The 12,889-nt window shown below is 66.9% G+C and carries 13 protein-coding genes; 8 read left to right on the top strand and 5 right to left on the bottom strand.

Going from position 1 to position 12,889, the window contains the following annotated elements:
- Positions 1-295: 295 nt before the first annotated feature.
- The 3 genes from cgtA to rplU form a co-directional block, all read right to left on the bottom strand.
- A complete protein-coding gene (cgtA, locus tag SOM47_RS05475) occupies positions 296-1,351 on the bottom strand; it encodes an Obg family GTPase CgtA (RefSeq protein ID WP_320504970.1) in 1,056 nt (351 codons plus the stop codon).
- A 199-nt stretch (positions 1,352-1,550) separates the two neighbouring features.
- Positions 1,551-1,814, bottom strand: a complete 264-nt coding sequence (gene rpmA, locus SOM47_RS05470) for a 50S ribosomal protein L27 (protein WP_042615145.1) — start codon at positions 1,812-1,814, stop codon at positions 1,551-1,553.
- Positions 1,815-1,825: 11 nt separating this feature from the next.
- The gene (rplU, locus tag SOM47_RS05465; RefSeq protein ID WP_042615146.1) at positions 1,826-2,143 is read right to left on the bottom strand and encodes a 50S ribosomal protein L21; all 318 of its coding nucleotides are present in this window, start codon (positions 2,141-2,143) and stop codon (positions 1,826-1,828) included.
- Positions 2,144-2,435: 292 nt separating this feature from the next.
- On the opposite strand from rplU, the gene uvrA reads away from it, so the two are divergent.
- On the top strand, positions 2,436-5,438 hold the full coding sequence (uvrA, locus tag SOM47_RS05460; protein WP_192083138.1) for an excinuclease ABC subunit UvrA: 3,003 nt from the start codon (positions 2,436-2,438) through the stop codon (positions 5,436-5,438).
- A complete protein-coding gene (locus SOM47_RS05455; RefSeq protein ID WP_042615149.1) occupies positions 5,438-5,845 on the top strand; it encodes an acyl-CoA thioesterase in 408 nt (135 codons plus the stop codon). Before uvrA ends, SOM47_RS05455 begins: the two co-directional genes overlap by 1 nt.
- 105 nt (positions 5,846-5,950) lie before the next feature.
- Here the strand turns inward: SOM47_RS05455 and SOM47_RS05450 are convergent, their stop codons facing one another.
- Positions 5,951-6,403 carry a copper chaperone PCu(A)C gene (locus SOM47_RS05450; RefSeq protein WP_042615150.1) on the bottom strand — a complete coding sequence of 151 codons (453 nt, stop codon included), beginning with the start codon at positions 6,401-6,403 and terminating at the stop codon, positions 5,951-5,953.
- Positions 6,404-6,437: 34 nt separating this feature from the next.
- On the opposite strand from SOM47_RS05450, the gene SOM47_RS05445 reads away from it, so the two are divergent.
- From SOM47_RS05445 to SOM47_RS05430, 4 genes are all read left to right on the top strand, one after another.
- The gene (locus tag SOM47_RS05445; protein ID WP_320504969.1) at positions 6,438-7,217 is read left to right on the top strand and encodes an enoyl-CoA hydratase/isomerase family protein; all 780 of its coding nucleotides are present in this window, start codon (positions 6,438-6,440) and stop codon (positions 7,215-7,217) included.
- A gap of 91 nt (positions 7,218-7,308) precedes the next feature.
- Complete coding sequence (tesB, locus tag SOM47_RS05440; protein WP_042615152.1) at positions 7,309-8,217, top strand: acyl-CoA thioesterase II; 909 nt, start codon at positions 7,309-7,311, stop codon at positions 8,215-8,217.
- Between the two features lie 10 nt (positions 8,218-8,227).
- Complete coding sequence (locus tag SOM47_RS05435; RefSeq protein WP_320504968.1) at positions 8,228-8,743, top strand: pathogenicity-like protein; 516 nt, start codon at positions 8,228-8,230, stop codon at positions 8,741-8,743.
- A gap of 119 nt (positions 8,744-8,862) precedes the next feature.
- Positions 8,863-10,089: an RNA polymerase sigma factor gene (locus SOM47_RS05430; protein ID WP_320504967.1), complete on the top strand. Its 1,227-nt coding sequence runs from the start codon at positions 8,863-8,865 to the stop codon at positions 10,087-10,089.
- Positions 10,090-10,160: 71 nt separating this feature from the next.
- Here SOM47_RS05430 and SOM47_RS05425 read toward each other — a convergent pair whose 3' ends face one another.
- The gene (locus tag SOM47_RS05425) at positions 10,161-10,724 is read right to left on the bottom strand and encodes an EF-hand domain-containing protein (protein WP_042615155.1); all 564 of its coding nucleotides are present in this window, start codon (positions 10,722-10,724) and stop codon (positions 10,161-10,163) included.
- Positions 10,725-10,876: 152 nt separating this feature from the next.
- On the opposite strand from SOM47_RS05425, the gene SOM47_RS05420 reads away from it, so the two are divergent.
- Complete coding sequence (locus SOM47_RS05420) at positions 10,877-11,632, top strand: arginyltransferase (RefSeq protein WP_320504966.1); 756 nt, start codon at positions 10,877-10,879, stop codon at positions 11,630-11,632.
- Positions 11,633-11,670: 38 nt separating this feature from the next.
- Positions 11,671-12,888 (top strand): endonuclease/exonuclease/phosphatase family protein, encoded by a 1,218-nt coding sequence (locus tag SOM47_RS05415; RefSeq protein WP_320504965.1) that lies wholly within the window; start codon positions 11,671-11,673, stop codon positions 12,886-12,888.
- Position 12,889: the final 1 nt, after the last annotated feature.

Here is a 12,889-nt window from a genome sequence, read left to right as displayed (position 1 = left end):
TCGGCGCTACCGCTTTTCATTTTTCATTACGTGGCGGGCCGCGCGCAGACTGTCAGGGCCGGGCGGGAGGGGTTGGTGGGGGCGTTGAGCGCCATGGATGGCGCGAAACGAGGCCCGCAGGAGCGGCTCTTGCCGTCCCCCACCAACCCCTCCCGCCCGGCCCAACCCAGAAATCAAGCTGTAGAGCGACCCACCACGAGGGGCTCCGCCGTTCGCCGCCAACTCGCCGCCAACCAACAGCCACAAAAAAACCCGGCCGAAGCCGGACTTTTCGCGCGATGCCAAACGAAGCCGATTACTCGCCAGCCGCGTGACGCGCCTGCAGTTCGTCTTCCTTCTGGCGATCGAAGAACGCCATGATCTTGCTCATCACCGGGAACGTCCCCTCACGACCCAGCGCCGACACCAGGAACCACGGCTCCTTCCACCCCAGGTCCGCAATGATCTGCTCGGCCGCTGCCTTGGCCTCGTCCTCGAACATCAGGTCAGCCTTGTTCAGCACCAGCCAACGCGGCTTGTTCAGCAGCTCCGGATCATGCCGTTCCAGCTCGCGCTCGATCGCACGCACCTGCTCCACCGGCGAGATTTCCACCCCGCCTTCCATCGGCGAGATGTCCACCAGATGCAGCAACAAGCGCGTGCGCTGCAGGTGGCGCAGGAACTGCGCACCCAGGCCGGCGCCATCGGCGGCACCTTCGATCAGCCCCGGAATATCGGCGATCACGAAGCTGCGGTAGTTCTCCACCTTCACCACACCCAGGTTCGGGTACAGCGTGGTGAACGGGTAATCGGCCACCTTCGGCGTCGCCGCCGACACCGCACGGATCAGCGTGCTCTTGCCGGCGTTCGGGAAGCCCAGCAGGCCGACGTCGGCCAGCAGCTTCAGCTCCAGCTTCAGCGAGCGCTCTTCACCCGGCTCGCCCGGCAGCGCCTGGCGCGGCGAGCGGTTGGTCGAGCTCTTGAAATGCATGTTGCCCAGGCCGCCACGGCCGCCCTTGGCCACCAGCAGGCGATCGCCGTGCTGGGTCAGGTCACCGATCACTTCATCGGTGGCCACGTTGGTCACCGTGGTGCCAACCGGCACGGTGATGACCAGGTCTTCGCCGCCCTTGCCATAGGCCTGGCGGCCCATGCCGTTCTCGCCGCGCTGCGCCTTGAAGATGCGGTCATGGCGGAAATCGACCAGGGTGTTGAGGTTCTCGTCGGCGCGGATCCACACGCTGCCACCGCCGCCGCCATCGCCACCATCGGGGCCACCGAGCGGGATGAACTTCTCGCGACGGAAGCCGATACAGCCATTGCCGCCGTTGCCGGCGAACACTTCAATTTCTGCTTCGTCTACCAGTTTCATTTTTTCGATGCCTGCGATGGGCGCGGCAGCCTGCCGTCGCCTTGGGATTCTACTGCCCCGGCGTCGCCAGGGCTCGGCCACCTGCGCGGTGGACCGGATGTACGTCGAAACTACCTGCTGCATCCAACGAAAAACCCCGCCGAAGCGGGGCTCTTCTGCAGCGCACCCATGACTGGCATGGGCGCCAGCCGCGCCTGGATCAGGCTTCGGCCGAAACCACGCTGACGGTGCGACGCTTCTTCGCACCCTTCACCGAGAACTCCACCTTGCCGTCCACGAGGGCGAACAGGGTGTGGTCGCGGCCGAGGCCAACGCCGGTACCCGGGTGGAACTGGGTGCCGCGCTGACGCACGATGATGTTGCCGGCGTCGATGGCCTGGCCACCGAAGATCTTCACGCCGAGGTATTTCGGGTTGGAGTCGCGACCGTTGCGCGAAGAGCCTACGCCTTTTTTATGTGCCATGACCTATCTCCTTACTTGCTGCCACCGGCAATGCCGGTGATCTCGATTTCGGTGTAGTACTGACGGTGACCCTGGCGCTTCATGTGGTGCTTGCGGCGACGGAACTTGATGATCCGGACCTTGTCGGCACGACCCTGGGACAGGACGGTGGCAGTGACCGCAGCGCCGCTCAGGGCGTCGCCGATCTTGATGCCATCGCTGTCGCCGAGCAGCAGGATGTTGTCGAACTTGATCTCGCTGCCGACTTCGACTTCGAGCTTTTCCACGCGGAGCTTTTCGCCCTGCGCGACGCGGTATTGCTTACCGCCGGTGACCAGTACTGCGTACATGACCAGACTTCCTTTGTAGTTATTGTGGTCTATTGACTGCTGCCATCGAGGGCAGACAGGAGCGGAATTGTACCGGCACACCCGGCCCCGGTCAACCCTCCCCCACACCCCGCAAACCCAGGCGCGACAAGGCCTTCATCACCCTGTACGTCAGTCTCATGTGCTGCGACAGGCGGCTGGCATTGTCGCCCATTGCCCCCATCTGGTCTGCTCGGTAGGCTGCTTGATTGCCCTCCCCGACGCCCTTCCTGCTGGCCGGGCCCCAGCCCAAGCCCCCAACACCGGATCCCCCATGGCGATGGATTTCATCCGCATCCGCGGCGCGCGGACGCACAACCTCAAGAACATCGATCTCGATCTGCCGCGTGACAAGCTGATCGTGATTACCGGCCTGTCCGGATCGGGCAAGTCCTCGCTGGCCTTCGACACCATCTACGCCGAGGGCCAACGCCGTTACGTGGAATCGCTGTCGGCCTATGCCCGCCAGTTCCTCAGCGTGATGGAAAAGCCGGACCTGGACCACATCGAAGGCCTGTCCCCGGCCATCTCGATCGAGCAGAAATCGACCTCGCACAACCCGCGGTCGACCGTCGGCACCATCACTGAAATCTACGACTACCTGCGCCTGCTGTATGCACGCGTGGGCACCCCGCGCTGCCCCGACCACGGCTATCCGCTGGAGGCGCAGACCGTCAGCCAGATGGTCGACCACGTGCTGACCCTGGACCCGGAACAGCGCTACATGCTGCTGGCACCGGTGATCCGCGACCGCAAGGGCGAACATGCCCAGGTGTTCGACCAGATGCGCGCGCAGGGCTATGTGCGCGTGCGCGTGGATGGCGTGCTGTATGAAATCGATGAGGTGCCGCCGCTGGCGCTGCGCCAGAAGCACACCATCGAAGCAGTCATCGACCGCTTCCGCCCGCGCGAGGACATCAAGCAGCGCCTGGCCGAGAGTTTCGAAACCGCACTGAAGCTGGGCGACGGCATGGTGTCGGTGCAGTCGCTGGACAACCCTGAGACCGCGCCGGCCCTGTTTTCCTCCAAGTACTCCTGCCCGGTCTGCGATTACTCGCTGCCGGAGCTGGAACCGCGCCTGTTCTCGTTCAATGCGCCGATGGGCGCCTGCCCCGGCTGCGATGGCCTGGGCATGGCCGAGTTCTTCGATCCCTCGCGCGTGGTCGTGCATCCCGAGCTGCCGTTGTCGGCCGGTGCGGTGCGCGGCTGGGACCGTCGCAATGCCTATTATTTCCAGCTGATCGCCTCGCTGGCCAAGCACTACAAGTTCGACGTGGACGCGGCCTGGAACACCCTGCCGGCCAGCGTACAGAAGGCCGTGCTGTACGGCAGCGGCGATGAAACCATCAGCTTCACCTACTTCACCGAAGCCGGTGGGCGCACCCAGCGCAAGCACCGCTTCGAAGGCATCATTCCCAACCTGGAACGCCGCTACAAGGAAACCGAATCGGCGGCGGTGCAGGAAGAGCTGGGCAAGTACATCAGCGAACAGAGCTGCCCGGAGTGCAAGGGCGCGCGCCTGAACCGCGCCGCGCGCAACGTGTTCGTGGCCGACCGCCCGCTGCCGGACCTGGTGGTGATGCCGATCGACGAAGCACTGAAATTCTTCAGCACGCTGAGCCTGCCCGGCTGGCGTGGCGAGATCGCCAGCAAGATCGTCAAGGAGATCGGCGAACGACTGGGCTTCCTGGTCGACGTGGGCCTGGATTACCTCAGCCTGGAGCGCAAGGCCGATACGCTGTCCGGCGGCGAAGCCCAGCGCATCCGCCTGGCCTCGCAGATCGGCGCCGGTCTGGTCGGCGTGATGTACGTGCTGGATGAGCCGTCCATCGGCCTGCACCAGCGCGACAACGAGCGTCTGCTCGGCACCCTCACCCGCCTGCGCGACCTCGGCAACACGGTGATCGTGGTGGAGCATGATGAAGATGCGATCCGCCTGGCCGACTACGTGCTCGATATTGGTCCGGGTGCAGGCGTGCATGGCGGTGAGATCGTCGGCCAGGGCAGCCTGCAGGACATCCTGGACGCGCCGCGCTCGCTGACCGGCCAGTACCTGTCGGGCAAGCGTGCGATCGAGATCCCGGCACGCCGGCACAAGCCGAACCCGAAGATGACCCTGCACCTGCGCGGGGCCAGCGGCAACAACCTGAAGAACGTCGACCTGGCCATTCCGGCGGGCCTGATGACCTGCATCACCGGCGTGTCCGGTTCGGGCAAATCGACGCTGATCAACGACACGCTGTTCTCGCTGGCCGCCAACGAGATCAACGGCGCATCGCACGATATCGCCCCGTACAAGGAAATCGACGGGCTGGACCTGTTCGACAAGGTGGTGGACATCGACCAGTCGCCGATCGGTCGCACCCCGCGTTCGAACCCGGCCACCTACACCGGCCTGTTCACCCCCCTGCGCGAACTGTACGCCCAGGTGCCCGAAGCACGTGCGCGCGGCTATTCACCGGGCCGCTTCAGCTTCAACGTGCGCGGCGGCCGCTGCGAAGCCTGCCAGGGCGATGGCCTGATCAAGGTGGAGATGCACTTCCTGCCGGACGTGTACGTGCCCTGCGATGTCTGCCATGGCAAGCGCTACAACCGTGAGACGCTGGAGATCCTGTACAAGGGCTACAACATCAACGACGTGCTGCAGATGACCGTCGAAGATGCACTGAAGCTGTTCGAGCCGGTGCCGAGCATCGCGCGCAAGCTGGAAACGCTGGTCGACGTGGGCCTGAGCTACATCAAGCTGGGCCAGAGCGCGACCACGCTGTCCGGCGGTGAAGCGCAGCGCGTGAAGCTGTCCAAGGAGCTGTCGCGCCGCGATACCGGGCGCACGCTGTACATCCTGGACGAGCCGACCACCGGCCTGCATTTCCATGACATCGAAGCGCTGCTGGGCGTACTGCACAAGCTGCGCGACGAAGGCAACACGGTGGTGGTGATCGAGCACAACCTGGACGTCATCAAGACCGCCGACTGGATCGTCGACCTCGGTCCGGAAGGTGGCCATCGCGGTGGCACCATCCTGGTCACCGGCACCCCGGAAGACGTGGCGGCCTGCCCGACCTCCTACACCGGCCAGTTCCTGGCCAAGATGCTGCCCTCGGTCAGCGCGCGCCCGGACAAGCCGGCAGCGGTGGCCAACAAGCCTGATGCGCGTCCGCCGCGCAAGGTGAAGCCGGAGCCGAAGAAGAAGGCCGCCGCGGCCAAGAGCACCGGCGCTCCCAGCAAATCCACCACGACCAAGACCACCGCTACGCGCAAGAAGAAGGACGCCTGATGAGCACCGAGCACAAGATCCTCGCCCGCATCCCGATCAGCGTGCGCTGGCGCGACATGGACAGCATGGGCCACGTCAACAACGCCAAGTACATTTCCTATCTGGAAGAAGCGCGCGTGCGCTGGATGCTGGGCGTGGAAGGCGTGGCGATGACCGACCGCATTGCCCCGGTGGTGGCCGCCACCAACGTCAATTACCGGCTGCCGATCGTGTGGCCCAACGACATCCTGGTGGAACTGTTCGTGGAACGGCTGGGCAACAGCAGCGTCACCATCGGCCACCGCATCGTTGACCAGCAGGACGAATCACGCCTGTATTCGGACGGCAACGTAGTGGTGGTGTGGATGGACACCCAGACCGGCAAGAGCGCCCCGCTTCCCGACGCCGTACGCAACGCCTCCACCTGAGGTAGTGACGGCCGCTGGCCGTCATGCGCCTGCACTGCCGCTGCGCTCGCCGAGCATGGCTCGGCGCTACCGGTCCCGACGGGTAGAGACGGCCGCTGGCCGTCATCAGCGTCCGGTGGCGCGCACCTGCAGCGTCGCGGCCGCTTCACCGCCGCCTTCCAGCTGCAGCACCAGCGGCACTGCCTGCCCGTCCTTCAGCGCGGCCTTGCCCTGCATCAGCATCAGGTGCTTGCCACCGGGCTTGAGCTCCACCGTCGCACCGGCCGGCAACGCCAGATGGTGCAGGTGCTGCATGCGGCTGACGTCGCCCTGCAGCGTGGTTTCATGCAATGACACTTCCCCGAAGGCCACGCTGCGCGCGCCGATGATCGTCACGGCAGTGGCGCAGGTGTTGTGGATCGTGCCGTAGCCGGCGGTCATCTTCATCGCCGCGCTAGGCGGCAACCGCGCCCATCCGTCTTTCAACTGCAGGCACTCCACCGGCGCGGCCAGCGCCACTCCCGATGCTGCCACTGCACACAACGCGAACAGTACGCCAACGCATGGTTTGGTTATCATCGGACCACGTTCCCTCCCGGCAAGAGATCGCAGCATGACCACGCTCATCGAGGTGTACAACCATGGACCGATCCGCGAACTGCGCCTGGCGCGGCCGCCGGTCAATGCGCTGGACACCGACCTCTGCCGGCAGTTGATCCACGCCGTCGAACAGGCCATGGCCGAAGACGTGCACGGACTGGTGCTGTCAGGCAACGAAAGGGTATTCACCGGCGGCATGGACGTGCCCCACCTGCTGTCGCATGGCGACGACCAGCATGCCCTGCTGGACAGCTGGAACGCCTTCTTCGGCGCGGTACGCACGCTGGCCGAAAGCCGCATCCCGGTGGTGGCCGCACTGACCGGGCACGCCCCGGCCGGTGGCTGCGTGCTGGCCCTGTGCTGCGACTACCGGGTGATGGCGCGTAGCACTGATACGGCGCAGCCGTTCGCCATCGGCCTGAATGAAGTGCAGGTAGGCCTGGTGGCACCGGAGGGCATCCAGCGCCTGCTGCGCCGCGCCGTGGGCATGCACCGCGCCGGGATCCTGCTGACCACCGCCGCCATGGTGCCGGCCGAGCAGGCCCTGCAGATCGGCCTGGTGGATGAGCTGGCCGACGGCGACCTGGTCGTGCCACGCGCGGTGGCCTGGCTGCAGCGGCTGCTGAAGATGCCACGCCAGCCGATGCTGTTGACCCGCGCGATCGCCCGCCAGGACCTGCATGAAGCCCTGCACCCGGACCTGATCCGCCTGGATCGCTTCGTCGAAGCCTGGTATGCGCCGGATGCGCAGCAGGCACTGCAGGCGCTGGTGGCCCGGCTCGGCAAGGGCTGAGCCACCGGGCAACCGCCGGCAGCACCTGCCGGGGGCTGCTGAACGGCCGCCCGGCTATAATCACCGCCTGTTCCGACACCGGCCGTCCCCCTTGAACGACACGCACGAACCCGTCGTCTCCGAATTGATCGACCTGCTCACCCTGGAGCGGTTGGAAGACAACCTGTTCCGTGGCCAGAGCCGCGACATCGGCACCAAGTACGTGTTCGGCGGGCAGGTGCTGGGCCAGGCGCTGGCCGCCGCCCAGGCCACGGTGGAAAACGGGCGCCACGTGCATTCGCTGCACGCGTATTTCCTGCGTGCCGGCAATATCGACCACCCCATCGTCTACGACGTGGACCGCACCCGCGATGGCGGCAGTTTCTCGGTACGCCGGGTGACCGCGATCCAGCACGGCAAGGTGATCTTCTTCTGCGCGGCCTCTTTCCAGCAGGAGGAAAGCGGCGCCGAGCACCAGCACAAGATGCCCGAAGTGCCGCAGCCGGAAGACCTGGAACCCAACCGTCCGCTGCCGCAGGACGTGCTGGACCGGTTGCCGATCAAGGTGCAGCGCTGGCTGTCGCGGGGTGGCCCGTTCGAGTTCCGCCACGTCTATCCGCGCGATGAACTCAACCCGCCCAAGCGCCCGCCCTACCACCAGGTCTGGTTCCGCCTGACCGAACCGGTCGGCGATGCACCGGAACTGCATCAGGCGCTGTTGGCCTACGCCTCGGATTTCCATCTGCTGGGCACGGCGACCTTCCCGCACGGCATCAGCTACTACCAGCCGCACGTGCAGATGGCATCGTTGGACCACGCGATCTGGTTCCACCGTCCGTTCCGCGCCGACGACTGGCTGCTGTATGCGCTGGACAGCCCGAGCGCGCAGGATTCGCGTGGGCTGGCACGTGGCCAGTTCTTCGACCGCCACGGTCGCCTCGTGGCAAGTACCGCGCAGGAAGGCTTGATCCGCGTGGTGCCTGACAGCGCCGCCGCTGCTGCCGTGCCGGCCAAGGACTGAGGAACGCGCCATGAGACAGATTTTCAGCAGCCAGCGCGTGGAAACCGTGGAAGGCGTGGCCGAACTGCTGCGCAGCCACGAAATCGAAGTGCGCGTGACCGATGGGCGCACGTACCACACCAAGCGCCGCGGGCAGTTCAGCTACCTCGACCAGAGCAAGAACATCCGCCACCCCACGGTATGGGTGGTGCGCGCGGACGACCAGCCGCGTGCGCGCGAGATCCTGCGTGATGCGCGGCTGCTCGACACCACCCGCCGCGACCACCCGACCGCCGAGTTCGCCTTCCGCGAAACCGAAGCGCCGTCCAACGGCCGCGGCTGGGCCTGGCGCATCCGTATCGCGCTGTTGGTGGTGATTGCCGGCGTGGCATTGTTCATCGGGATGGGCCATCGCAGCGCAAAGCAGCCGGCCGTCCCGGCGCCCGCTCCTGCACCTGCTCCGCAACAGCAGCCCGCCGCACCGGCCGCGCCGGTTGAGGAAGAAGAAGTCCGCGTGCGCATCCAGCCCTCCGCGCCGCAACCCTGAGCCGGTAGTGACGGCCGCTGGCCGTCCGATGCCTGCGCCTGCCCTGGTGGGTGACGACCACCGGTCACATCCTGCGCCGCGCTCCGTCTTGGGACACAATCCCCGCAGGAGCGCCGCCCATGACCGCAGTAGCCGCCAGCCTCGACGACACCCTGCACCGCGAGCTGCCCGCCGCGGCCGATGGCTGCCAGCATGCCTACGGGCGCATCGTGGTGGCCTGCCAGAACACGGTGACCGCCATCGCCCTGGCCATCACCCGCGACCGCCACGCCAGCGAAGACATCGCCCAGGAAGCGTTCGTGCGCGCCTGGCAGCAGCTGCGCCAGCTGCGCAATCCCTCCAGCTTCATGCCGTGGCTGCGCCAGATCACCCGCAACCTGGCCCGCGACTGGCTGCGCAGCCAGCGCGGCCGTCCGCTTTCGGGCGAAGCAGCAGAGCTGGCGATCAACATGGCTGCCGATCCCGCCCCCGGCGCGGCCGATCGCCTGCTGCGCATCGAAGAAGAAGTCGCCGCCGAGGACATCATCTCCGCGCTGCCCGAGGAGAGCCGCGAAGTGCTGCTGCTGTACTACCGCGAAGGCCAGCGTTCCCAGCACGTCGCCAGCCTGCTCGGGCTCAGCGATGCGGCCGTGCGCAAGCGGCTTTCCCGCGCCCGCGGCAGGGTGCGCGAAGGCCTGCTGCAGCGTTTCGGCGAGTTCGCGCGCAGCAGCGCGCCCGGTGCAGCGTTCGCCACCACGGTGGTGTCGATGCTGATGGTGGCCGCTCCGGGAACGGCCAGCGCAGCGATCGTGGCCCTGGGTACCGGCGTGGGCGTGGGCGGCAGCAAGCTCGGCCTGGGCGGTGCCAGCGCCTCGGCGGGAACGGCGATGGGGTCGCTTACCGCGGCGGCGGGCCAGTTTCCGGGCTTCGTCGACCACGTCAACGTGGGCGCGATGATCGGCGCGGTGGTCGGCGGGACGGTTTTCAGCTATCTGGGCGGCCGCTACCTGATGTCCTTCGCGGAATCGCCGCAGGAACGCGCGCGGATCCGGCGCTTCGTGCACCTCAACACCTTCACCGCGCTGGTGGTCTGCGTAACGGTACTGGTCATGTCACTGCTGGCGCTGCCGGCGTGGGTGGGCCTGTTCGCCCTGTTCGCGGGCCTGTCGCTGGTGTGCTGGCAGTGCCTGGTGCCGCTGCGGCGGATCATGCAGCCGCTGATCGACCGCGATGCAGAGCGGCGCGGGCTGCAGGGTCAGCGCAACTGGAAATACGAGGCGCTGTACGGCAAGCACGGCATGATCGGGGCGGCCTTGGCGGCCTTGCTCATGGTGTGCTGGCTGTTGTGGAAAAACGGCGCGCTGTAATCCGAAGCGGTGACGACCAGAGGCCGTCACCGCACTCGAAACCCGGTAGTGACGGCCGCTGGCCGTCAGTCTTACAACGGCCGTACCGGACCCTTCGGCCCATGACCCTCGTGGCGCGGGCCACGCATCGGGCCCTTGGCCGCATCGAACTCGGCCTTGCTCAGCTGGCCATCCTTGTTGGTGTCGGCCGCGGTGAACCAGGCATCACGGTGCTGCTTCATGCGCAGCTCGCGGTCGGCCTTGTCCAGGTAGCCATCCTTGTTGAGGTCCATCTGGTCGAAGCGCCCGGCCAGGCGCGGATCGGCAGCGGCCTCCTGGCGGCTGATGCGACCGTCCTTGTTGGTATCCAGACGGGCCAGCTGCTCGGCATGGCCGCGCCCCGGGCCACGATGCCCGTGCTTGCCGCGCGGCCGTTCTTCGCGGGACAGCTTGCCGTCCTTGTTGGTGTCCAGCTGGTCGAAGCGTGCGGCCAGACGCGGAGCGGCGGCGGCTTCGGTGCGATCGATGAAACCGTCGTTGTTGGTGTCCAGCTTGACCGGGCGCTGAGGCGCCGGCGGCGCATCGGCAGCCAGGGCGATGCCGGTGGCGGAGGTGCTCAGCAGCAGGGCCAGCAGCAGGGGGGTACGCAGGGTCATGGGGTCACTCCAGTAGAAGGGGACGGGGTGTTTTTCAATCACCCTCGAAGGAAGACAACGCGTGGCCGCCGCAGCGGTTGACAGACAGCCCGGGCGCGTTCATTTGGCAGACAGTCGCGGCCACTGCGACAGCCGGACGTTATGCTGTGGGCATGGCGATACACGGCGACCGCGACGACGAACTGAGGCTCTTCCAGACCGGCGAGCACCCCTGCGGCTACTGGCCGGAGCGGATCGCGCGCGACCTGGTGCTGGACCCGCATGACCGCCGCCTGGGCGGCCTGTACCCGATGGCGCTGAGCTGGGGCTTCCGTCGCAGTGGCGACCTGGTCTATCGCCCGCACTGCGCCCAGTGCCATGCCTGCGTGGCGGTTCGCATTCCCGTGCAGCGCTTCGCCCCGGACCGCAGCCAGCGCCGCTGCGTGGCGCGCAATGCCGACCTGGAAGTGCGCATCACCGCCGCCGCCCCCCGCGAGGAACTGTTCACGCTGTACCACCGCTACCTGGCCCATCGGCATGCCAACGGCGGCATGGACACCCATGGCCCGCACGAGTTCGAGCAGTTCCTGATCGGCAGCTGGTCGCGGACGCGCTTCCTGGAAATCCGCCTGCCGCCACCGCAGGGCGGGCCGGGCGAACTGATCGGCGTGGCCGTCACCGACGTCACCGATCAAGGCCTGTCGGCGGTCTATACCTTCTTCGACCCGGACCACGCACAGCGCGGGCTGGGCACCTTCGCGATCCTGCAGCAGGTGGCCTGGGCGCAGCGCGAATCGCTGCCCCACCTGTATCTGGGGTATTGGATCCGCGACCACCTGAAGATGGATTACAAGCGCCGGTTCCGCCCGCTGGAAGCCTACGACGGCCGGCGCTGGAACGAATTCGACGGCGAACTGGCCGGACGCTGACAAGCCGCTGACACAGGCGCGGGTGCACAATACCGGCCATGAAAATTCCTGCCTTCAGCCTCTCCGCCCTGACCGTCGCCGTGGCCCTGCTGTGCAGCGCCTGCGCCCAGACCCCCGAGCGTGCCGCCGCGATGCCTGATGCCTCTACCGCCCTGCGCCTGGCCACCTACAACACCTCGCTGTACTCCGACCAGACCGGCGGGCTGATCGCCGAACTGGAAGGCGACAGCACGCACGCGCGCAAGATCGCCGCGGTGCTGCAGCAGGTGCGCCCGGACCTGGTGCTGCTCAACGAATTCGACTACGACGACGCGCACCGCGCCGCCGATCTGTTCCAGCAGCGTTACCTGGCCGTGGCCCAGCCCGGTGGTGGTGAGCCGCTGAACTTTGCCTACCGCTATCTCGCCCCGGTCAACACCGGCGTGCAGAGCGGGCTGGACCTGGACAACAATGGCGAAGTGGGCGGCGAAGGCCGCGCCCGCGGCAACGACGCGTGGGGCTACGGCCTGCACCCGGGCCAGTACGGCATGCTGGTGCTGTCGCGCTATCCGATCGACGAAACCCAGGTGCGCAGCTTCCAGCTGCTGAAGTGGAACACCCTGCCCGGCGCGATCCGCCCGATCGACCCGCGCACCGGAAAGAGCTTCTATTCCGATGCGGTGTGGTCGCAGCTGCGGCTGTCGTCCAAATCGCACTGGGACGTGCCGGTGCGCACGCCGTCGGGCGTGGTGCACGCACTGGTATCCCACCCCACCCCGCCGGTGTTCGACGGCCCGGAAAAGCGCAACGCCGCGCGCAACCACGACGAGCTGAAGCTGTGGCAGGAGTATCTGTCAGCCGGTGACAAGCCGTGGCTGTGCGACGACCAGCAGCGCTGCGGCGGACTGGCGCAGGACGCGCGCTTCGTGATCTTGGGCGACCTCAACAACGACCCGGTGGACGGCGATGGCCGGCACGAAGGCATCCTGGAACTGATCGAAAACCCGCGCGTGCTGCGCCATGCCACCCCGTCCAGCATCGGCGGCGAGCAGACCAGCTTGGCCTACGCCGCCAAGGGCATCGCCCGTCGCGGCGCCCCGCAGCACGCCACCGGCGATTTCGGCCCGAAGTCCGGCACGATGCGGCTGGACTACGTGCTGCCCTCGGTCGGCTTCGCCTACGTCGGCGGCGGCGTGTTCTGGCCGGCCGAAGGCACGGACGAAGCGAAGATCGCTGACGGCAGCGATCACCATCTGGTCTGGGCCGACGTGAAGTAAG

It is taken from the genome of Stenotrophomonas sp. CFBP8980 (assembly GCF_034046095.1).
Classification (GTDB): Bacteria; Pseudomonadota; Gammaproteobacteria; order Xanthomonadales; family Xanthomonadaceae; genus Stenotrophomonas; species Stenotrophomonas lacuserhaii.
Note: the sequence above shows the minus strand (reverse complement) of the source record. Positions and strands in the feature narration are given on the sequence as shown.